17 protein-coding genes are annotated in these 21,928 nt (G+C 52.1%); 15 read left to right on the top strand and 2 right to left on the bottom strand.

The features are described from left to right. Positions 1-79 precede the first annotated feature (79 nt). Positions 80-1,039, top strand: coding sequence for a LysR family transcriptional regulator (locus tag CF137_RS14185; RefSeq protein ID WP_098971542.1), 960 nt, complete (start codon positions 80-82; stop codon positions 1,037-1,039). On the opposite strand, the gene trpS is transcribed toward CF137_RS14185, so the two are convergent. Together trpS and CF137_RS14175 are read right to left on the bottom strand one after the other, a co-directional pair. Next, positions 1,018-2,031 carry a tryptophan--tRNA ligase gene (gene trpS, locus CF137_RS14180; RefSeq protein ID WP_139719776.1) on the bottom strand — a complete coding sequence of 338 codons (1,014 nt, stop codon included), beginning with the start codon at positions 2,029-2,031 and terminating at the stop codon, positions 1,018-1,020. The genes CF137_RS14185 and trpS overlap by 22 nt on opposite strands. Before the next feature lie 192 nt (positions 2,032-2,223). Then, positions 2,224-2,661, bottom strand: a complete 438-nt coding sequence (locus CF137_RS14175; protein ID WP_005339229.1) for a universal stress protein — start codon at positions 2,659-2,661, stop codon at positions 2,224-2,226. Positions 2,662-3,150: 489 nt separating this feature from the next. Here CF137_RS14175 and fabV point away from each other — a divergent pair, with 489 nt between their 5' ends. From fabV to CF137_RS14105, 14 genes are all read left to right on the top strand, one after another. After that, entirely contained in the window at positions 3,151-4,338 is a 1,188-nt protein-coding gene (gene fabV, locus CF137_RS14170) for an enoyl-ACP reductase FabV (protein WP_139719773.1), read from the top strand. Between the two features lie 92 nt (positions 4,339-4,430). Further along, positions 4,431-4,955 (top strand): non-heme ferritin, encoded by a 525-nt coding sequence (gene ftnA / locus CF137_RS14165; protein WP_042023001.1) that lies wholly within the window; start codon positions 4,431-4,433, stop codon positions 4,953-4,955. A 147-nt stretch (positions 4,956-5,102) separates the two neighbouring features. Further along, positions 5,103-6,287 (top strand): BaiN/RdsA family NAD(P)/FAD-dependent oxidoreductase, encoded by a 1,185-nt coding sequence (locus CF137_RS14160; protein ID WP_162511986.1) that lies wholly within the window; start codon positions 5,103-5,105, stop codon positions 6,285-6,287. A gap of 126 nt (positions 6,288-6,413) precedes the next feature. Next, positions 6,414-7,235 carry a TnsA endonuclease N-terminal domain-containing protein gene (locus CF137_RS14155; protein ID WP_097719155.1) on the top strand — a complete coding sequence of 274 codons (822 nt, stop codon included), beginning with the start codon at positions 6,414-6,416 and terminating at the stop codon, positions 7,233-7,235. Beyond that, positions 7,225-9,378 (top strand): DDE-type integrase/transposase/recombinase, encoded by a 2,154-nt coding sequence (locus tag CF137_RS14150; RefSeq protein WP_097719156.1) that lies wholly within the window; start codon positions 7,225-7,227, stop codon positions 9,376-9,378. Before CF137_RS14155 ends, CF137_RS14150 begins: the two co-directional genes overlap by 11 nt. After that, positions 9,368-10,816 carry an ATP-binding protein gene (locus CF137_RS14145; RefSeq protein ID WP_097719157.1) on the top strand — a complete coding sequence of 483 codons (1,449 nt, stop codon included), beginning with the start codon at positions 9,368-9,370 and terminating at the stop codon, positions 10,814-10,816. Before CF137_RS14150 ends, CF137_RS14145 begins: the two co-directional genes overlap by 11 nt. 20 nt (positions 10,817-10,836) lie before the next feature. Beyond that, positions 10,837-12,249: a TnsD family Tn7-like transposition protein gene (locus CF137_RS14140; RefSeq protein ID WP_097719158.1), complete on the top strand. Its 1,413-nt coding sequence runs from the start codon at positions 10,837-10,839 to the stop codon at positions 12,247-12,249. Between the two features lie 424 nt (positions 12,250-12,673). After that, a complete protein-coding gene (locus tag CF137_RS14135) occupies positions 12,674-12,928 on the top strand; it encodes a helix-turn-helix domain-containing protein (RefSeq protein ID WP_097719159.1) in 255 nt (84 codons plus the stop codon). Further along, complete coding sequence (locus CF137_RS14130; RefSeq protein WP_139719772.1) at positions 12,928-14,250, top strand: type II toxin-antitoxin system HipA family toxin; 1,323 nt, start codon at positions 12,928-12,930, stop codon at positions 14,248-14,250. The genes CF137_RS14135 and CF137_RS14130 overlap by 1 nt, the downstream gene beginning before the upstream one ends. A gap of 175 nt (positions 14,251-14,425) precedes the next feature. After that, positions 14,426-14,635, top strand: a complete 210-nt coding sequence (locus tag CF137_RS14125) for a helix-turn-helix domain-containing protein (protein WP_097719161.1) — start codon at positions 14,426-14,428, stop codon at positions 14,633-14,635. A 67-nt stretch (positions 14,636-14,702) separates the two neighbouring features. Beyond that, complete coding sequence (locus CF137_RS14120; protein ID WP_139719770.1) at positions 14,703-17,675, top strand: type I restriction endonuclease subunit R; 2,973 nt, start codon at positions 14,703-14,705, stop codon at positions 17,673-17,675. A gap of 96 nt (positions 17,676-17,771) precedes the next feature. Continuing rightward, a complete protein-coding gene (locus CF137_RS14115) occupies positions 17,772-19,049 on the top strand; it encodes a restriction endonuclease subunit S (RefSeq protein ID WP_201796286.1) in 1,278 nt (425 codons plus the stop codon). Next, entirely contained in the window at positions 19,046-20,233 is a 1,188-nt protein-coding gene (locus tag CF137_RS14110) for an AAA family ATPase (protein ID WP_097719164.1), read from the top strand. The genes CF137_RS14115 and CF137_RS14110 overlap by 4 nt, the downstream gene beginning before the upstream one ends. Beyond that, positions 20,230-21,864 (top strand): type I restriction-modification system subunit M, encoded by a 1,635-nt coding sequence (locus tag CF137_RS14105; protein WP_097719165.1) that lies wholly within the window; start codon positions 20,230-20,232, stop codon positions 21,862-21,864. Before CF137_RS14110 ends, CF137_RS14105 begins: the two co-directional genes overlap by 4 nt. Positions 21,865-21,928 lie beyond the last annotated feature (64 nt).

Raw genomic sequence — 21,928 nt, 5'->3', positions numbered from 1 at the left:
ATGTATTGAGCTGTGCATTCTAGGGAATCTGCTAGTATGGCGAAAATGAATTGTTGGCATCCCACTATGGTTAATATCGATGGATAGCTCACTGGCCCGCCTCGACCTCAACTTGCTCGCCGTATTCGACATGCTGATGCAGGAGCGCAACGTCACCCGTGCGGCCGATCGGCTGCATCTCTCCCAATCCACCGTCAGCCACGCGCTGGGGCGGTTGCGAGTGGCACTGGATGATCCGCTGTTTGTGATGAGTCGGCGCGAGATGATGCCGACCGAGCGGGCCAAGGCGTTGGCCGGGCCGGTACGGCAGGCATTGGCGATGCTGGAGCAGGGGCTGCGCCAGGCCAAGGGATTTGATCCCGCCACCGCGCGGCGGATTTTTCGTATCGCTACCCCGGGCTCGGTGGAGCATGGGGTGGTGCCGGTGCTGGTGGATTGGCTCCATCGACTCGCGCCTCACTGTCGGTTGGAGGTGTGCGACTTGGCTGACAGCGACTACGAGCGGGAGCTGGAGAAGGGAGAACTGGATCTGGTGATCGGTTTTGCCGGTGCCAACCACCTTTCGCCCCGCTTGTGGCGGGAGGATTGGTTCAACAATCCGCTGGTCTGCCTGTCACCGCTCGGTAGCGAGCTACCCGATGTGCTGGGGCCCGCCGAGCTGGTTAGTCGGCCCCATATTCATACTTCCAGCTGGGGCCACAGTCAGGCGATGGTGGAGCTCTGGCTGGCCCGCTTCGGGGTAGCGCGGGAGCTGGGGGTCAGATTACCGAGCTTTATGGCGGTGCCGCCACTGATGGCCAGTGGTCGCTATCTGGTGGTGGTGCCCGAGATGATCGGGCGCCTGTTCTGCCGCTACTATCCGCTACGGATGCATCAGCTCAATCCCGCCATCCCCATCATCTACCTGATGGCGGGGCACCCGCTCACCGCCCATGACGAGGCGATCGGCTGGTTCAAGAGCCTGCTGCACCAGCTGGTGTTTGACCTCTATGGTGCCGATGCGCTGGGCTCACCGGCTCAACGCAGTCTGGCGAAGTAGTCCAACCCCATGGCGTTTTTCACCTCAGCCAACACCTCATCGGTGATGATGCGGGCCTGCTCGGTGCCCTGATAGAGCAGTGCCAGCAGCTTGTCCTTGTCGGCGATGGCGGTCTGACGGCGCTCCCGCATCGGCGCGAGCAGGGTTTGCAGGCAGTCGTTCAGCACCTGTTTGCAGCGCATGTCCCCCAGTCCGCCACGCTGGTAGTGGGCCTTCATCTCGGCCACCAGCGCCTTGTCGGGATGGAAGGCATCCAGATAGGCGAACACCGTATTCCCCTCCACCTGACCCGGATCGCTCACCTTGAGGTGGTTGGGGTCGGTATACATGGCGAACACCGCCTGTTTGACCTCTTCCGCCGACATGCCGAGCTCGATGGTGTTGCCGAGGGATTTGGACATCTTGGCCTTGCCGTCGATGCCGGGCAGGCGGCCGGTGTCGCTCAGGATCGGCTGGCACTCGGTCAGCACCTCCTTGCCAACTAAGGTGTTGAAGCGGCGGACGATCTCGTTGGTCTGCTCCAGCATCGGCAGCTGATCTTCCCCAACCGGCACATGGCTGGCGCGAAAGGCGGTGATGTCGGCGGCCTGGCTGACCGGATAGACCAGAAAACCGGCTGGCAGCGTGCGCTCGAACCCTTTCTGCTGGATCTCCGCCTTGACGGTGGGGTTGCGCTCCAGCCGCGCGACGCTGACCAGATTGAGGTAGTAGCAGGTGAGCTCGGCGAGGGCGGGCAGGGCACTCTGCAGGCAGAAGGTGGTCTTGGCCGGATCGAGGCCGACTGCCAGATAGTCGGCCATCACCTCCAGCACGTTGTCGGTCACCTTGGCCGGGTTGTGGCCGTTGTCGGTCAGCGCCTGCAAGTCGGCGATCATCACGAATTGACGGTAGTGGTGCTGGGCTTCGACGCGCTGGCGCAGGGAACCGACGTAGTGGCCGATGTGCAGTTTGCCAGTGGGACGATCGCCAGTCAGGATAACGGGGTTGTGCATGTCACTCTCTCCAGTTGGGTGAGCCGGGAGGCGACAAAGGGATAAAAACAGTTGACCGCCTCTCGGCGGTCACGGTGTTTTCTTTGGGAAATCTAGAATAGAAACGCGGTGCCGCCTGTTTAGGAGCAGCACCACCAGTAGTTGTGATTGAATGCGGTCATATTCATAGCAAATCAAACTACGCCGGTTTCATCACTTCTGCAAGGGGACGACCAGCAGGTCGCACGGCACTGTATTCATCAGTTGACGGGCGCTCGAGGTAAGCAGGCTCCAGAAGCTCTGGCGATGGCCGCACACCAGCAGGTCAATTTCATACTCCTTGACCGCCTGATTGACTCGCTCGCTCAGATCGCCGCAGATCACCAGCTTCTTCTCGATGGGGTAGTCCACCGAGGCCAGGAATGCCTCCAGCTTCTCTTTCGCTTCAGCGATCACCTGATCCTGCACGTTGTCGATGTCGATATCGATCATCTCGGTGTAGAGATCCTTGAGGTCCACATCGACATGGATAACTGACAGCTTGGCGCCGTTGGAACGGGCTCTGTCCACCGCCTTGTCGATCACCTTGCGGTTGTCTTCAGAGAGGTCGATCGCGGCCAGAATATGCTTGTAATAGGTTGTTCCACTCATGGGGTATCTCCTTACCGATCCTTTCGCCCACTATACCCATCTCTGCTGAAACTAAAATGGTGTCTCAGGCACAGTTTTCGGATTTAAATGAGTTTAATTTCATGTGCCACAGGGTGAGCCACTCAGTTATTAACCACCATTTGCCTATAAATCAAACAAGAGTTTGAAGCCGGTCACACCCCCCGGCTTGCTGATCCGGGGGGAGAGGCATAGGATGGGCCCGTGCTTCGCAATGAACACAAAACAATAAAAAGCATCTGAATACCGCTTTGGGGAGCCTCGTGCTCCCTTTTGTTTTTCTGCCTCATTTCCTGCCGCTTTGTTACTGATAGCGATCCGGCATCAAGTTAATCTCCCGCGATTTGGTTATGCTGTAGCCAGTTTCTTTGGCGGCCCTCCCATGATCATTCACCCGCAGATTCAGGTGTGGTGCGGGTTTGCCCGCAACGGTCGCCCCTCATATCGCCTTGATGCCTTGGAGATTCATTCATGATTATTCACCCACAGATCAAAGGCTGTGTTGCCCGTAACTGTCACCCCATCGGCTGTCGCGCCGCCGTGCAGCAGCAGATCGAACGGATCAAGGCGGCTGGCCCGTTCAACGGGCCCAAGCGGGTGCTGGTGCTGGGGGCCTCCTCCGGTTTCGGGCTGGCCTCGCGCATTGCGCTCGCCTTCGGCGCGCAGGCCGACACCATAGGTATCTCGTTCGAGCGCGGCCCCTCCGACAAGGGGCAGGGCAGCGCCGGTTGGTACAACAACATCTGGTTTCGGCAGGCGGCGGAGCAAGAGGGGCGTATCGCCATCAACCTGATCGGTGATGCCTTCTCCGACGGGATGCGCCAGCAGGCCATCGACACCATCCGCCAGCAGCTGGGGCAGGTGGATCTGGTGATCTACTCGCTGGCGAGCGGCATTCGGGTGCTGCCCGACGGCATGCAAGTGCGCTCGGTGCTCAAGACCACCGGCCAGCCGTTCAGCGGTTGGGGGCTGGATCTGGAACAGGACACCCTGGTGCAGCAGTCGCTGGCGCCTGCAACGCCAGAGGAGATCCGCGATACCGTCACCGTGATGGGGGGCGAGGATTGGCAGCTCTGGATGCAGGCGTTGCAGCAGGCCGATTGTCTGGCCGCTGGCGTCCAGACCGTGGCCTACTCCTATATCGGCCCCGAATCCACCTATCCCCTCTATCGGGATGGCACCATCGGTTATGCCAAGGAGCATCTGCACGCCACCGCCGAGACCATCAACCTGCAGCTGGCCGGGATTGGCGGTCACGCCTGGGTGTCGGTCTGCAAGGCGCTGGTGACCAAGGCGAGCGCCTATATTCCGGTGCTGCCGGTCTATCTGGGCCTGCTGATGGGGGTGATGAAGGAGCGCGGCGTCCATGAGGGCTGTATCGAGCAGATGCAGCGACTGTTTGCCGCCAAAATGTACGGGCCCAATGGGGTGGTGGCCGATGGCAACCGGTTGATCCGGATGGATGATCACGAGCTCGACCCGGCCATTCAGGCCGCCGTCTCGGCGCTCTGGCCCAAAGTGACGCCGGAGAATTTCCACGGGCTGGGGGACTTTGCCGGGTTGCGGCAGGATTTCATGCAGCTCAACGGCTTCGAGCTGCCGGGAGTCGATTACGCTGCGCCGGTGGATGTCGCCTCCCTTGGCGAACTGACCCCCTGAGCTGAAAGAAACGGGATCTCCCTCTCGTTGATGGGTTGATTCGCAGCCGGAGTGTGGCGACAATCGATACCACATCACTGAGGAGAAACAAGATGCTGGCCCAAGCCATGATCGAAAAGTTGAACGAGCAGATTAACCTGGAGTTCTACTCCTCCAATCTCTATCTGCAGATGAGTGCCTGGTGTGAAGACAAGGGCTTTGAAGGGGCGGCGACCTTCCTGCGTCAGCACGCGGTTGAGGAGCGCCAGCACATGGAGCGCCTGTTCACCTATGTGAGCGAGACCGGTGCCATGCCGCGTCTGGGTGCCATCGATGCCCCTCCCTATGAGTTCAAGTCGCTGGGGGACGTGTTCCGCTCCACCCTTGAGCACGAATACCACATCACCAAGTGCATCAATGGGCTGGCCCACGTGGCCTTCACCACTCAGGACTACTCCACCTTCAACTTCCTGCAGTGGTATGTGGCCGAGCAGCATGAAGAGGAGAAGCTGTTCAAGAGCATCGTCGACCGTCTCGGTCTGGTGGGTGAAGATGGCAAAGGCCTCTACTTCATCGACAAGGAGCTGGCCGAACTGGCCAAGGGCGCCCCTGCCAGCATCATGGACAGCAACGCCTGATAGTCGTGGACACTTAGTGTTCAGCCAGTACAATAACGGCCCTTTTAAGGGCCGTTGTTTATTCTGATGCGAAACCAACCTTGTGTTCCGCCAGAGGCAATCGCGGTTCTGGCCAGGTGCCGTTTTTCTTTTGATAAGTGAGTGATGATGAAGCAGGTCGATGTGGTGGTGATTGGGGCCGGTGCGGCCGGACTGATGTGTGCGGCGCAGGCGGGCTACCGGGGTCGATCTGTGCTGGTGCTCGACAACGCCAAGAAGCCGGGCCGCAAGATCCTCATCAGTGGCGGTGGCCGCTGCAACTTCACCAACCATCAGGCGGGCGCCCACGCCTACCTCTGCGCCAACCCTCATTTCAGCAAGTCGGCGCTGGCCCGCTACACCCAGCAGGATTTCATCGATCTGGTGGACCGCCACGGGGTCAACTATCACGAACGCACACTGGGACAGCTGTTCTGCCTCGAGAGCGCCAAGGAGATCGTCGATGTGCTGCTCACCGAGTGCGACTGGGCCGGTGTCACCCTGCAGTTCCAGACCGAGATCCTCACCGTCAGCAAACAGGACGAGGGCTTCGTGCTGACCACCAGCAAGGGTGAGATCAGCTGCCACTCGCTGGTGGTGGCGACCGGCGGTCTCTCCATGCCCAAGCTGGGGGCTACCCCCTACGGCTTCAAGCTGGCGGAACAGTTCGGCCTCAACGTGCTGCCGACCCGCGCCGGGCTGGTGCCCTTTACCCTCCATCAGGCGGAGAAAGAGGCGTTCGCCGATTTGGCGGGCATCAGCCTGCCGGTAGCGGTGACCGCCGAGGATGGCACCCGCTTCAAGGAGGCGATGCTGTTCACCCATCGCGGCCTCTCCGGCCCCGTCATCCTGCAGATCTCCTCCTACTGGCATGCCGGTGAGAAGATCCACATCAACCTGCTGCCGGAGCTGGATATTCCGGCCGCCCTGCGCGAATGGGCACAGGCGCATCCGGCGCAGGAGCTGAAAACCGTGCTGGGGCGCGAGCTGCCCAAGCGCTTCGTCGACAAGCTGCTGGAGTTGGGCCAGTTAGTCAGCAAGCCGATGCGCCAGTACAACGAGCGGGAGCTGGAAGCAGTGGCCAATCTACTGGGTGACTGGCAGATCCTGCCCAACGGCACCGAGGGCTACCGCACCGCCGAGGTGACTTTGGGTGGCGTCGATACCAACGAGCTCTCCTCCAAGACCATGGAGGCGCGCAAGGTGCCGGGCCTCTACTTCATCGGTGAAGTGGTGGATGTGACCGGCTGGCTCGGTGGCTACAACTTCCAGTGGGCCTGGTCCTCCGGCTGGGTGGCTGGGCAGTACTGTTGATGTCTGTGCAGTGACAATAAAGTTTGTACATTAGCTATAAAGTTTGTACACAATGAAAATTTGTGACAATAAAGTATGTACACTAATCTATACTCCATGATGATTTCTGTACTGGAGTGAAATTCCTTGAGCCGAGGTAGAAAGTTAGAAGGTCTGGCTGATTTTCAGCGAGCACTAAGGAACAAATACGGTCTTGGCGAAGGTGACAGCTACAAGCCATGGCTTCGGGTACAAGATGTTCGCTCTCAGGGTAATAGCGGAAAGATTCAGGGCATTAAGATCAACCGAGAGCATCATATGCTTTCTGAGCACGAAAGTTGCTTTTTCTATATTGCCGAGTTTTGCGATTCCGTCATAGATATCAGGGAGCAGTTCCCACTTTTACCTCTAGACCTATCGGTAAAAATTGCCAAAACTTTTGGGGTGACCCATCCCATAGTGCCAGGTTCTAAGTCGCCGAATGTTATGACCACAGACTTTGTCTTGACTCGCACTGACGGTGTTAAAATTTGGTATGAAGCTGTGAGTGTTAAACCGGCAGCGAAGCTGACCGATAAAAGGGTTGCGGAGAAACTGGATATCGAGCGTAACTGGTGGCAGTTGCAGGGAGTTCCGTACCATCTATTCGTAATGACCAAACAAAATCAAATCCAGTCAAAAAATATTCAATGGGTAACGGCTCCTGTTCGGCAAGGCCGAAAATTTCCAACTGACTTAATCGAAAGTGCCTTATCACTCATCTCTCCAGGAACCATGTTAACAGAGGAGATATGCGATGAATTCGTTCGAGAATTTGAAATTGAGCATGACGATGCTTTAGTCCTGTTAAAAACCTTGATTGCGACCAAGATGGTTTATGTTGATCTCAATAAGCCTATAGCTGATACCGGTATCTTGAATATCGTCAAAGTTCAAGATTTTAAAGTGGTGCGGAATCATGCAAGTTGAGCGTAACAGTGTGTGGCAGGTCACTGGAATTGATGGCATTAAGGACGATACGTACAGAGTTCTTGAACATGATGCAAATAATGACCTCTTGATTCTTTTTCGGTTGCATGATGGAAGTGGTCTGGAGAAACCAGTTCCAGTAGAGTTTTCCATATTTTTAGAGTCTGCAAAATGTGGAAACAGCAAAACATCTGGCTATTCAATACCTTTTTACCAACTAATATCTGAGGAAGATATCTCCCCTGCTCACCGGGATAAGCGGAATGAGCGCTTCGAGTTGATACATGATTTGATCAGTAATCCAGAATTTTTGCATGATGTAGTATTAAGTCAGCGTAGTAAGATCGTAGCTAATCATGCCAAGGAACGAGGTGTCTATGTCCAAAAAATCTATCGTTCGCTAAATCAATTCTGGCGATACGGTCAGGAAATTAATGCACTACTGCCAGCATATAAACACTGTGGTGGCTTAGGTAAACCCCGGTTGTCCGGTAAAGCGAAACGAGGAGCACCGATTCAACTCTCGACACCCAGTATGGTGGTTCCTTTGGGAATGAACACAACGGAAGAAGATAAGGCTAATTTTCTTTTAGGCATGAAAAAGTATGGACTGAAGGGAAGGAAGGTCTCTCTAAATCGTGTATATGAACAAATGCTTAAAGAGTTCTATGTTGATGAGCTCCAAGCAGCCGAAAAAGAAAATCGAGATCCTGAGATCCCTAGCCTTAGGTCATTTCGCTATTGGATTAAAAAGCTGATTCCTGAAGCCGAGTTGATCCGTAAGCAAACGACGGCTGGGGACTTTAAACGAAACAGGAGAGGTCTTCGAGGAGCGGCCACGGATCATACGGAAGTGCCTGGTAGTTGCTTTGAGCTGGATGCGACAGTTCTTGATGTCCATGTAGTTTCAGAGTTTAACCGCAACCATGTGCTTGGGCGTCCTACAGTTTACTGTCTGGTGGATAAAGAGAGCCGAATGATAGTCGGTCTTCATGTATCCATGGAGTATGCTTCTTGGCGAGCAGGAAGGCAGGCACTGGTGAATAGTTTTACTTCAAAGAAAGCTTATTGTGCTCGTTTTGGTATCGAAATTGAAGAATCGGAATGGCCCTGTCACCACATTCCCCAGCGCCTCCTGTGTGACCGAGGGGAATTCATCTGTAATAAGCCGGAAGAGCTTGCTGTCCCATTGATAGGGCATCTGAGCATCGCTCCTCCATACCGCGCAGATTTGAAAGGTATTGTCGAGCACCGATTCCAGATTCTGAACGAAAAGCTTGTCCATGAGTTGATGGGGACGACAAGAGGGCGCCATTATATTCGTGGAGACCGGGATCCTAGGCTGGACGCCACTTTGACTCTTTCTGAGGTAACCAAGCTTCTCATTGACCAAGTTTTAGAGCACAACAGCTCTATTTTTGATGGACTGGCTGGCCAAACACCTCTGTTAGTGGAGTCAGGGCTTTCCCCTACGCCACTGAACTACTGGAATACACATCTAAAAAGACACCGCCATGCATTAAATAAAGCGGATGAAGCAGATATCAGAGCCCGACTGCTTCCCGTTGAGCTGGTTTCTATGACCAGTAAAGGAATCCGCCTTAATGATGATATGTATTATGAATGTGACCGAGCAGAGTTTGAAGATTGGAAGGTTATAGCTCGCTCGAATGGGAGCTGGAAACTGGAGGCCAGGATTGACCAAGATAACGCCTCCTTTATCTATGTACGTCTTCGCCCAAGTGAAGGTTTTACTCGCTGTACACTGATGTCGCGCTCGTCTAATTTTGACGAACGTCATATAGCAGATGTACTGTATTTTGAGGATTGGAAAAAGGTTGCTAAAAAACGTTCTAAACCAACGAGTAAATCCATTGAGAGGCACAATCGAAGAAAAACCATCACGGCGAATGCTACGGAAGAGCTTAAAAAAGAGCCTACTCTAAAAAAGAAGGCAGAAAAAAAACTTGGTATAAAGGAACATCGACGAGAAGCCATAATAGAAGCTAGAATTTCCAGCGATGATAGTAGCTATGCGGAGCCTTCAGAAAGTCAGTCATCAGTTGATAGATTAACTGCTGATAAAGCCAACAAGGTCGTATCATTGCTGAAGAGGGAGCGGAGTTCTAATAGTGAGACTTGAGAAAGCAAAGTACCGGCCTACGATTCTCCCCGAGCATCAAGGCAACCCGCTAATTGAGGCGCTACCAGCGAAGCATACCGATGAGGAGCTTGTAGAGAAACTCGGTTTTTATCCGCCGCACTCTTTTGATGAAACTCAACTAGCTCCCTTCGAACGAGTTGAGTATCTGACGAGACTGAAAGATCTACGGCAACCATTACCCATTTATCTGGATTGTTTTAGAGCGGTGGAAATGGCAATAAAGGAAGGTTATTCGGTCAAGAATCCGCTTTCACCGACGACGATGAATTACCTTCACTATCCAATAGATCGTCGTCCAAATATTGAACCAAGAACTGGGTATTTCAAGCCAAAAGGATGTGGGATTACGGTAATAGGTGAAAGTGGTGTTGGAAAAACCTGTATGCTCGAACAGATATTAGGATGTTTCCCCGACACTATTGAGCACTCGCAATATAAAAATCATTCTATGCCATTACGCCAAGTGGTATGGATCAAAGTTGATTGCCCTGATGACTCCAGTGTTAGAGCTTTGTGCCACAAGATTCTGTCCGAGTTGGATTTCAAGCTTGGCTTTGAGCCGACTAAGCGAGCCGGAACAATCCCTCTTCTGCTAGACCAAATCGAAGCTCGTATCAAATCCAGCTTTTTAGGGATCTTGGTTATTGATGAGATGCAGAATCTGAATCTGGCAAAAACCGGTGGTGCCGACCGTTTGCTAGGTTTCATCCACAATCTGGTTAACAATCTCGGTATTCCTATCCTGTTCTGTGCCAACCCACCATTCAATCTGTTGCTCAGTAGAACTCTTAAAGCGGCACGGCGGGCAGAAAGTAATGGTTACTTCGATGTCGTACTGATGGAGAATGACAGTGTATGGGAACTGTTTATAGAGGAGTTATGGGGGCTTCAATGGACCAACGTAAAGACTCCATTAACTGGAGAGTTGAATGACAAGCTTTATGAGCTATCTGTTGGCAACATGGATCTGGCCGTTCGCATCTTCCGTGAAGCACAGCGTTATATCATAGGTTGTGGCGATGAACGCATCACAGGAGAGTTGCTTGAACATGCCGCGAGTATTGCTATCAAGGCATCCAAGGCAGTTACCGATGAAATCAGGCGAGAATGCTCAATTACTGCATTGAAAAGAAAGAGGAGCACTGCTTCACTTCCGGCCAGCGCAGGTATGGGTCGTACACAAATAACGGAATTGGTTGCTATTGAAGGAGTGCTTCAATCAATACCTGGTGATCTGAGCAGACCTCACCATCCTGAGTTTGTCGATGCGCTTACCATATTGCAAACAGCGGATGATCTTTTTGAGCGAATCAGTAATCCAGATCTAATGCAGCATGCTGCGGCTGAGGATAAGCCTCTGGAATTGTTGCGGCAAGAAGGCATTTTCTGCGAACACCCGCTGAATGTATTTGCGTAAAAATACTAAGGGCGTACCACATGAAATTGCCCGTAAGCCTACCCGATGAATTACTATTAAGTCGCTTGATTCGCTATGTTACAGTTTCAAGTGATAAAGGGGATAACGTTGCTTGCAGGGCCTTTGGATCAAGAAAGGTATCCATTCATCCCTTTCTGACTGCGAGGCTTGAGCAGTTGGCCAGATGGGGTCTTGAAAGTGCTGAAGTAATGTTGTTTCAGCAAACGCTGGCCCCGTTGTTTCTTTTTTTCCTCCCGAATTATGCTGATAGGCTTAAGCGTTCCATGCTGGTCGGTGATGGCGCAGAGGCACATCGAGCAAGCCAGTTGTCTTTATTTGGCTGCGGCAATTCGCTTTGCTTAAAATGGTGCCCGGTGTGTGCTCAACAAGATTTGCGTCAGTACGGTGTTGCCTATTGGCACCGGTCACACCAGATCCCTGGCGTAACGGCTTGTGTATTTCATCCCGTACTCTTGGAGACACTGGAGCTGGTTAGGAGACAGAGGATAATTGCAGAATTACTCCCCACTATTATCGACCAGCCACGAGCCGCTTTTGATGTTGAGGTTCAGGTAGCCAGGTTTGGTTTCAAACTTCTTCAAGTGATCACGGGCGGAATCCCTCGTGTTGACACTGCATTAACATACCGCTCGAAGCTGTCTGAGTTGGGGTTTATTACAATGCAGCATCGAGTAAGGCGTAAAACTTTAATGGAGGAATTCTGTGTTGATATAAAATACTACCGTCCAGGCCCTGATACTCCATTCCCTCGCCATCCCCATGATTATCGATACTTATCCCAGCTCTTGGATTTTAATACCAGTCACCACCCATTTCGACACCTCCTGTTTGCCTATTGGCTATTTAAAGAGCCTCAACAAATGCTTTCTACCAAGCATATTTGTGCAGAATCATTACAGCCAATGTTTTTGGAAAGTCTAGAAGGAGGAATTAGTACAGAGCAGCAATGTCTACAACTTCTTCGACAACAATATTCATTGATTGAGATTTATCACCTTACCGGTAAAAGCCGCTGCTACCTCAAGCGACTTGCTCTACTAAATGATATTCCACTCAAACTTAAACCCAAGAAACTGACTGGGGAATGTCAAAAAAAGATTATCGGGTTAGCCTACGCGGGGATGCACAGAAAGGCGATATCGGAGCGGTGCGGTGTCGGTATTGGCTCAGTAGAGCAGGTTATATCTAGCCAGCCTGGACTTGTCAAACATCGCAAGCGTTGTCATTGGGAATCCAAGCGTCGACGCTGTCGGCTTGAGATTACTAAATATCTAAAATTGCATCCTAGAGCGCACCGAAAGGATTGCAAAGTTCAGTGTAATGCAGCGTTCTTTTGGTTATATCTGAACGATCCTGTCTGGCTAGACTCTGCTTTACCCGAGCCAATGAAGCCCGTCGGTAAATTTAGATAACGTCGAATTTATTGGCTGGACCCACAAGGGAGTTACCAAATTTACCGGGGTGTTGGCTCAAATAAATATGGGAAATAGCAGTGTGGTTTTGTATAACAAAGCTAGAACGAACCTAGTGTCATCACCAGTATGGTGGTTGGGAGAGGACTAAACCTAGGGCAGCAGGTAAAGCATAGCTGTATTGCTCGATGATTCAAAGTGCGAATTTACAACTGCTGTCCAAGGCGATCAAAACACGGGGCTTGTTCCTGATGGATGAGTAGATGCTAAACGTGATGTTTCTGGCACAACATCAGCTACATCTATCGGAGTCAGTATCTGTTATGGGGGATAGAACATATTTACTGCCTATAGCGTGTAAATTTGTGTTTACCTGTTGTGGCGTGTAAATTGAAAAGATGTCAGCAACCGTGTATGCCGAATCATGAAAGTAACCAGTGCCAAGCAGCTTAGCGCCTGTCTCAAGGATGCTAGGCGTTTACAAAAGCTTTCCCAAGGCAAAGTGGCTAACAAAGTGGGGCTCAGGCAAGACACAGTTTCCAGTTTTGAGATCAATCCCGAGTCAACCAAGCTGGATACCTTGTTCAAGATCCTCGCCGCGTTGGAACTATCCCTCGATATCAAACCTCGCACCGATCCACCGGATAGCCCTTCGTCAGGCTGGAAAGAGGAGTGGTAATGGCCAGACTGTGGGTCTACATGAATGGCTACCGGGTGGGTACCTTTACAAAGACAACCAGTGGTGCCCACCAATTTCAGTACGATGAGTCTTGGGTGAAACTGCCTGGTAGTCGCCCGATCTCTCACTCTATGCCGTTACGGCAGCAGTGCTATCGAGGCGATGAGGCCTATAACTTTTTCGGCAACTTGTTGCCGGATAATTCAGAAGTGAGAAACCGTGTGGTGGCTCGTTATCAAGCCGACTCAATCCAGCCTTTTGACCTACTTAGTTGCATTGGTCAGGACTGTGTGGGGGCATTGCAACTGGTGGCTCAGGAGGGGGCAGTGCCAGACGTCAGGCGTATCGAGTACAAGCCGCTCTCTGATGCTGAACTGGAGCAGATCCTGACCAGTTACCAGCAAGGGATCCCTCTTGGGATGATCAGGGAAGTGGATAATTTCCGGATTTCCATCAGCGGGGCCCAGGAAAAGACCGCGCTGCTCTATTTAAACAACCGCTGGTGCTTACCGAGCGCGGCGACCCCAACCACCCACATCATCAAGTTACCCATCGGCAAGATCCAGAGCCACACCTATTCGATAGATCTCTCCCAGAGCGTGGAGAACGAGTATCTCTGTACCCTGATTGCCAAAGAGTTTGGTCTTCCCGTCCCCCATTGTTTCATTATGCAAGAGGGCAAGGTCAAGGCTCTGGCAGTGGAACGCTTCGATCGACGCTACGCCTTTGATCGCAGCTGGATCATGCGGCTGCCCCAGGAAGACTTCTGTCAGGTGCTGAATGTACCGTCAGCACGGAAGTACGAGAGCCATGGTGGACCAGGTATTGCTGACATCATGGCAACCCTGCTGGGGTCTGTCACGCCAGAGCAAGATCGTTACCTGTTTATGAAGTCTCAGGTGCTATTCTGGTTACTGGCCGCCACCGATGGCCATGCCAAAAATTTTTCGGTGTTTATCGAGTCAGAGGGGCGCTTCCGGCTAACACCGTTTTACGACATCCTCTCTATGTACCCCGTTTTTGATGGTAAAGGGTTGCATCCTCGTGATGCCAGGCTGGCCATGGGACTTACCGCCACCAAGGGCAAAAAATACGCGATAGAGCAGATATTTCCCCGCCATTTCTACCAGACGGCCAAGGCCGTTGGCTTTGAGCAGGCACAGATGGAACGGATTATCGGAGAGTTCACCGGCCATCTGGATGCGGTGATATCGAGAGTTCGTGCGCAGCTACCCGCCACATTTCCCACCCAGATTTCGGATTCAATCCTGAACGGACTAAGCATCAGAATTCAGCGTTTTGCTCACTCGCCAAGCGAATGAATGACACGAATCCTATAGCCAGAGATGGGACATAAGAACCGGATGTGGTCAGTAAAAAGTTAGGTGTCAGTAACAGCAGAATAGAAGCGCAAGCAAAATGCATTCGAGAAATACCCATGATAAAATCAAAACGACTTTAAACGACTCTAGCATATTACATTAGAGTGAAATCGACATGAATACAGAGCCATGGGTTACCGCTGAACTCGTTGCCCAGCATCTTGGTGTCGCCAAGGACACCGTTTATCGCTGGAGGGAGCGTAAAGGACTTCCCGCGCATCGCGTAGGGCGGTTGTGGAAATTTCAGTTGTCCGAAGTGGATGTGTGGGTGCGTGCAGGTGGGGCTGACGAAGATGCCAGTGAGCCTGGAGGCCAGCACACATGAACAGCACCGCTTTTATCAGTCCGAGCAGCGGCCATAACAAGCCCTTCGGTTTTTTGGGGCAAGATTCATGATGACATCAGAACAACAAATCGAAATCGATCTAATCGCCAAGCTTGGCGACCTCAAGTACACCTACCGCCCAGACATTCGAGATCGCTCCTCGCTGGAAGCGAACTTCCGCGTCAAGTTCGAGGCGCTCAACCGAGTCCACCTGACCGACAGCGAGTTCCAACGTTTGTTAGATAGCATCATCACCCCAGATGTCTACAACTCCGCCCAAACGTTGCGCAACATGAACAGCTTCGAGCGTGATGACGGCACGCCGCTAAACTACAGCTTGGTGAACATCAGAGATTGGTGCAAAAACGATTTTGAAGTTATCAATCAGCTACGCATAAACACCGAAAACAGTCATCACCGATATGACGTGATGTTGCTTATCAACGGTGTGCCAGTGGTGCAAATTGAGCTGAAGACCCTGACTGTCAGCCCGCGTCGAGCTATGCAGCAGATCGTCGACTACAAGGCTGAGCCCGGTAACGGCTACGGCAAAACGCTATTGTGCTTCCTGCAACTCTTCATTGTCAGTAATCGCACTGATACCTGGTATTTCGCCAACAATAACGCACGACACTTCAGCTTCAACGCTGATGAGCGCTTCCTGCCTGTCTACCAGTTCGCCAGCGACGACAATAAGAAAATCACACAACTCGACAGCTTCGCTGAGAAGTTCCTGGCCAAGTGCACTTTAGGCCAGATGATCAGCCGCTACATGGTTTTGGTGGCCAGCGAGCAGAAACTGATGATGATGCGGCCATACCAGATCTATGCCGTCAAGGCCATTGTGGATTGCATCCACCAGAACTGTGGTAATGGCTACATTTGGCACACTACAGGCTCAGGCAAGACGCTGACTTCGTTCAAGGCGTCCACCTTGCTTAAGGACAATCCGGATATCGACAAGTGTCTGTTCGTTGTGGACCGCAAAGATTTGGATCGCCAAACCCGCGAGGAATTCAACCGCTTCCAGGAAGGCTGTGTCGAGGAAAATACCAACACCGAAACTCTGGTACGTCGGCTACTGTCAGATGAGTATGCCGATAAGGTCATTGTCACTACCATTCAGAAGCTAGGTCTGGCGCTGGATGGCACCAACAAGCGCAATTACAAAGAGCGCCTGAAGCCGCTACGCAACCAGCGCATGGTGTTCATCTTTGACGAATGCCACCGATCGCAATTTGGCGAGAACCACAAAGCCATCAAAGAGTTCTTCCCCAACGCTCAACTCTTTGGCTTCACCGGCACGCCGATCTTCGAGCATAATGCCAGCTATCAGCAGATCGAAGGACAGCAGGCCAGCTATCGCACTACTGACGACTTGTTCCAGCGTTGCCTGCACCAGTACACCATCACCCACGCCATTGAAGACCGCAACGTCCTGCGCTTCCACGTGGATTACTTCAAGCCTGAGGGCAAGAACCCACCCAAGCCTGGCGAAGGGTTGGCCAAGCAGAAGGTCATCGAGACCATTCTGGCGAAGCACGATGCTGCCACCAATGGGCGCAAGTTCAATACCGTTCTGGCGACCGCCAGCATCAATGATGCCATCGAGTACTTCGGTCTGTTTGCCAACATTCAGAAGCAACTAGCGGAGCAAAACCCCGAATTCCGATTGCTGAACATTGCTTGCGTGTTTTCCCCGCCAGCCGAGGGCAACAAGGACGTGCAGCAGATACAGGAAGACCTGCCGCAAGAAAAAGAAGACAACCAGCAGGACCCGGAGGGCAAGAAAGTGGCGCTCAACCGCCTCATTACTGACTACAACGCCCGCTTCGGTACCAACCACCGTATCGGTGAGTTCGACCTGTACTATCAGGACGTGCAGAAGCGCATCAAGGACCAGCAATACCCCAATACCGATCTGCCTGCCGAGCAAAAAATCGACATCACCATTGTGGTGGACATGCTGCTCACCGGTTTCGACTCCAAGTACCTTAACACTCTGTACGTGGACAAGAACCTTAAGCACCACGGTCTGATCCAGGCGTTCTCGCGCACCAACCGCGTCCTCAACGACAGCAAGCCCTACGGCAACATCCTCGATTTCCGCCAGCAACAAAAACCGGTGGAAGAAGCGATTGCACTCTTTTCCGGCGAGAAAATCGATAACCCGCGCGAAATCTGGCTAGTAGACCCAGCTCCCAAGGTGATCGACTGCTTGCAGACGGCCACTCAGAAGCTGGCCGAATTCATGCACTCGCAAGGTGTGCCCAATGCACCGGAAGAGGTTGCCAACTTGAAGGGCGATGCCGCTCGGGCGCAGTTCGTCAACCTGTTCAAGGAAGTGCAGCGTCTCAAGACCCAGCTCGATCAGTACACTGACCTTTCTGAAGAACAGAAAGCACTAATCACTCAGATTACGCCGCCTGATCAGCTGCAAGGATTCAAAGGGGTGTATCTGGAGACGGCCAAACGGCTGAAGGATCAACAAGACCGAGACCAAGCCCCGTCCGAAGTGCAGCAGCTTGATTTCGAGTTTGTGCTCTTCGCGTCGGCGGTGATCGACTACGACTACATCATGGGCCTCATTGCGAAGTTGACACAGCAGAAGCCTGGCAAACTCACCCTGAACCGGGATCAGCTCATTGGCTTGATCCAATCCGATGCCAAGTTTATAGACGAGCGCGAGGACATTGCTGATTACATCCGTGGCCTGCCGGTCAATGAAGCCTTGAACGAAAAGCAAATCCGCGCCGGATTTGATCGCTTCAAGGCAGAGAAAAAGGCTCGGGAACTCATTAACATTGCCAACCGCCATGGGCTTGAACCTTCTGCCCTACAAGGTTTTGTCGATGAAATCCTGCGCCGCCGTATCTTCGACGGCGAGCGTCTTTCCGAATTGATGGTGCCGTTGAATCTGGGCTGGAAGGCTCGTACGCAAAAGGAACTGGCGCTAATGGAAGAGCTGACACCACTACTACACAAGCTCGCACAAGGCCGAGAGATTGCCGGTTTGGCTGCTTATGAGGAGGGCCGATGATGAGTATAACCAAGTTCTTATACCGCGCGCCTGTCTGCAATATCGAGCAGGTAATCTGTTCAAAGCCATCTTTGCATGGCCTCAGGAGTAAGCCGCATGAGTGGAAATGATAAGCGTCCGCTGGTACCACGGCTGAGGTTTCCGGAATTTCAAGATGCTGGAGAATGGGGGAGTCCTACCTTGGGAGAAATTTCCGAACCCGTTGAAGAACGAGTTGGGGAGCGACAACTAACTCCAGTAAGTATCTCAGCAGGAATTGGGTTTGTGCCACAAGCCGAGAAGTTCGGACGAGATATCTCCGGAAATCAATACAAGCTATATACCGTGGTTCGGGATGGTGACTTTGTTTATAACAAAGGAAACTCTCTCAAATTTCCACAAGGCTGTGTGTACGACCTTCAAGGCTGGGGCGAAGTCGCAGCGCCCAATGTTTTTATCTGTTTTCGCCTAAAAAATGGATATGAGAATGGTTTTTATCGCCAGTGTTTTGAGGGTAATGCTCATGGCACTCAACTTAGAAAGTACATTACAAGCGGCGCGAGAAGTAATGGGCTTCTAAATATCAGCAAAAATGCCTTTTGGGGCGTTAGAATTCCAACGCCAGGTCATGCAGAGCAACAAAAAATCGCCGACTGCTTATCATCCCTCGATGATTTGATCGCGGCGGAAAGCCTGAAACTGGATGTCCTCAAGATTAACAAAAAGGGCCTGATGCGAAAAATTTTCCCTCGCAAAAGGGAAACCATACCACAGTTTCGGTTTCCGGAGTTTCGGGATGAGGAGGAGTGGAAATCTGATTTCCTAGGGAATATTTTTGAAACTACTTCCGGCGGTACCCCTAGTCGTTCCGTAAAAGAATATTGGGATGGTGATATTCCTTGGATCACAACCTCGTTGGTGGACTTCCGCATCATCACCAATGCCGATGAGTTCATCAGCGAAGAAGGTCTGAAAAATTCTTCAGCAAAACGATTCCCCCAAGGGACGGTTCTGATTGCGATGTATGGGCAAGGAAAAACCCGTGGCCAGGTGGCACTACTGGGTATTGAAGCTGCGACCAATCAGGCATGTGCGGCTATCCTTCCTCGAAAGGAAATCGATCCATACTTCGTATTTTTAAATTTGGCAGATCGATACGAGGAGCTGCGACTGTTGAGCAACAGCGGTGGGCAGGAGAATCTAAGCCAAGGACTGATTCGTGTGATTTCATTTTCCTATCCATCGAACCCCGCAGAGCAACGGACGATTATCACCTGCCTCATCTCCCTTGATAATTTTATCATCGAACAAACTCAGAAAATCGAGGCTCTGAAAATCCACAAGAAGGGTCTGATGCAGCGACTTTTCCCTAGACTCTATGAGGTGTCGGCATGAGATCAGGACGAACCTTCGCAGATCTTCCGGCGCTGGCTGCCCATCTGCGCGACGAATTGGAAAGCAAGAAAGCAGTTCTGCTCTACGCCTACAACGGCACCGGTAAGACGCGGCTGTCAATGGCTTTCAAGGACGCGGGCAAGAGCACGATTCAGCGTCCTTTTTCAGTTGGTGATCATGTCGGACAGCAGCTCACAATTACTGAAACGATTGGCGATACCTTGTACTTCAACGCATTCACCGAAGACATGTTTCACTGGAACAATGATCTAGAAGGTGATGCGGATCGCCGCTTGCTGCTCAACAAGGACTCACGTTTTTTCTTTGGCCTGTTCGAGTTGGAAATGGACAACCGCATCCGTCCGTTGTTACGGCGTTATGCAGACTTCGATTTTCGCATCGACACGCAGGGGCCTGAGTGGACCGTGCGTTTCTCGCGCTTGGTGGACGGGCAGATCGTCGACAACATCAAGGTATCACGGGGCGAAGAAAACATCTTCATCTGGTGCTTCTTTCTGGCTGTGCTCGAACTGGCGATGGACCCGGACATTGAGGCTTATCAATGGGTGAAGTACCTCTATATCGACGATCCCATTTCATCGCTTGACGAACACAATGCTATTACCGTGGGCAGTCACTTGGCACAAGTGTTGAACAAGGCGGGAAACCGGCTGAAAGTGGTGATCTCATCTCATCATCCTTTGTTTTTCAACGTGATGCACAACGAACTGGAGGCGCATAAGTCGAAGAAAGTGTCGGGACATTTCCTGTCGCGAACCAAGACTGATGGCTCCTATTCATTGGCTTACACCGGGGCAACGCCGTTCTTCCACCATGTGGCCGTGCTGACCGAGCTGTACAAGGCCGAGCAGTCTGGGGAGTTGTACACCTATCACTTTAATATGCTGCGCTCTGTACTGGAGAAATCAGCGAGCTTTCACGGTTTCTCTAATTTTTCTGCCTGCATCCCAACGGATGATGCTGACGATCCGGACGGCGTGCTACATGCGCGCCTCATCAACATCTTAAGCCATGGTAACTATTCATTGTTCGAGCCCCTGCCGATGCTGGAAGAGAACAAGGCCTACTTCAAAAAGATTCTGGATGCGTTCCTGAATCGCTACCCCTTTAATCCAGATTTGCTACCTCAGAGTACTGAGGCTGAAACAACAGGTACACCATGACCGATCTCGAAAAACAAAAACTGGGCAAAATCCTCTGGGCCATCGCGGATCAGTTGCGTGGCGCAATGAATGCGGACGACTTTCGTGACTATATGTTGGCTTTCTTGTTCCTACGCTATTTATCTGACAACTATGAAGCTGCTGCGCAGAAAGAACTGGGGCCGGACTATCCAACACTAGAGCAAGATGATCATCGTACGCCATTGGCGATTTGGTATGAACAAAACGCTAATGATGCAAAAGAGTTTGAAAAACAGATGCGCCGTAAGGTGCATTATGTAATTCATCCTGACTATCTGTGGAGCTGTATTTCTGAACTTGCCCGTACCCAAGACATTGGTCTGTTGGAAACACTGCAAGCGGGTTTTAAATACATTGAAAACGAATCCTTCGCGAGTACCTTTCGGGGTCTCTTCTCGGAGGTCAATCTTGCCTCTGACAAGCTGGGTAAAACCTACACTGAGCGGAACGCCCAGTTGGGCAAAATAATCAGCAAAATTGCCGAAGGATTGATGCAATTCAGCACCGACAGCGACACGTTGGGCGATGCCTATGAATACCTGATCGGGCAGTTCGCGGCAGGATCGGGTAAGAAGGCCGGTGAGTTTTATACACCACAGCGTATTTCGGACATCTTGTCAGCCATTGTCACTTTAGACAGTCAGGAGCCCGCTACGGGCACGCGCTCGCATCTGGAGAGTGTGCTGGACTTCGCTTGTGGCTCTGGCTCCTTGCTGTTGAATGTGCGCCACCGGATGGGGGCGCACGGCATTGGCAAGATTCACGGACAGGAGAAGAACATCACCACCTACAACTTAGCGCGCATGAACATGCTGTTGCACGGGGTGAAGGATTCAGAATTTGAGATTTTCCATGGTGATACCCTGCTTAACGAGTGGGACATGCTGCGTGAAACCAACCCGGCCAAGATGCCTAGGTTCGACGCGGTGGTTGCCAATCCGCCATTCAGTTACCGCTGGGAACCAAATGAGGCGCTTGGTCAGGACGCTCGCTTCAAAAACTATGGCTTGGCGCCGAAGTCGGCCGCTGACTTTGCCTTCCTGCTCCATGGCTTCCACTTCCTCAAGCAAGATGGCGTGATGGCCATCATTCTGCCCCACGGCGTACTGTTCCGTGGTGGGGCCGAGGCGCGCATTCGTACCAAGCTGCTCAAAGATGGCAACATCGACACGGTGATCGGCCTGCCAGCCAACCTGTTCTTCTCCACCGGTATCCCGGTCTGTATCCTGGTGTTGAAAAAGTGCAAGAAGCCCAGCGACGTGTTGTTCATCAACGCGGCAGAACACTATGAAAAAGACAAGCGGCAAAGCCAGTTGCTAAGAACAGACGAGATGCCTACCGGGGATATCGGGCATATCGAAAAAATCATCGATACCTACCAGTTCCGCAGGGAAGAGACTCGCTACTCGCGGCGGGTGAGCATGGAAGAAATCGAGAAGAACGATTTCAACCTCAACATATCGCGCTATGTGAGCACGGTCGAGTCTGAAGAGGAGATCGATCTTGCCGCTGTGCACGCCAATCTGCTAGCCATCGAGGGCAAGATCACTGAAGCCAAGCAGCGGCACAACGAGTACCTGAAGGAACTGGGTCTGCCTTTGTTGCCGTAACAGGCCGTCTGCGTCAATGGGTTTGCAGCGTGATGATGTTTATTTACATACGTTGCAAACCTCA

The sequence above is a fragment of the Aeromonas sobria genome, from assembly GCF_006243315.1.
In the GTDB taxonomy this organism is placed as follows: Bacteria; Pseudomonadota; Gammaproteobacteria; order Enterobacterales; family Aeromonadaceae; genus Aeromonas; species Aeromonas sobria_A.
Note: the sequence above shows the minus strand (reverse complement) of the source record. Positions and strands in the feature narration are given on the sequence as shown.

Coding starts and splice junctions, on each gene's coding strand:
- CF137_RS14185 (WP_098971542.1), top strand. CDS start 80: ATGGATAGCTCACTGGCCCGCCTCGACCTCAACTTGCTCGCCGTATTC.
- trpS (WP_139719776.1), bottom strand. CDS start 2,031: ATGCACAACCCCGTTATCCTGACTGGCGATCGTCCCACTGGCAAACTG.
- CF137_RS14175 (WP_005339229.1), bottom strand. CDS start 2,661: ATGAGTGGAACAACCTATTACAAGCATATTCTGGCCGCGATCGACCTC.
- fabV (WP_139719773.1), top strand. CDS start 3,151: ATGATTATTCACCCACAGATCAAAGGCTGTGTTGCCCGTAACTGTCAC.
- ftnA (WP_042023001.1), top strand. CDS start 4,431: ATGCTGGCCCAAGCCATGATCGAAAAGTTGAACGAGCAGATTAACCTG.
- CF137_RS14160 (WP_162511986.1), top strand. CDS start 5,103: ATGAAGCAGGTCGATGTGGTGGTGATTGGGGCCGGTGCGGCCGGACTG.
- CF137_RS14150 (WP_097719156.1), top strand. CDS start 7,225: ATGCAAGTTGAGCGTAACAGTGTGTGGCAGGTCACTGGAATTGATGGC.
- CF137_RS14140 (WP_097719158.1), top strand. CDS start 10,837: ATGAAATTGCCCGTAAGCCTACCCGATGAATTACTATTAAGTCGCTTG.
- CF137_RS14135 (WP_097719159.1), top strand. CDS start 12,674: ATGAAAGTAACCAGTGCCAAGCAGCTTAGCGCCTGTCTCAAGGATGCT.
- CF137_RS14130 (WP_139719772.1), top strand. CDS start 12,928: ATGGCCAGACTGTGGGTCTACATGAATGGCTACCGGGTGGGTACCTTT.
- CF137_RS14125 (WP_097719161.1), top strand. CDS start 14,426: ATGAATACAGAGCCATGGGTTACCGCTGAACTCGTTGCCCAGCATCTT.
- CF137_RS14120 (WP_139719770.1), top strand. CDS start 14,703: ATGATGACATCAGAACAACAAATCGAAATCGATCTAATCGCCAAGCTT.
- CF137_RS14115 (WP_201796286.1), top strand. CDS start 17,772: ATGAGTGGAAATGATAAGCGTCCGCTGGTACCACGGCTGAGGTTTCCG.
- CF137_RS14110 (WP_097719164.1), top strand. CDS start 19,046: ATGAGATCAGGACGAACCTTCGCAGATCTTCCGGCGCTGGCTGCCCAT.
- CF137_RS14105 (WP_097719165.1), top strand. CDS start 20,230: ATGACCGATCTCGAAAAACAAAAACTGGGCAAAATCCTCTGGGCCATC.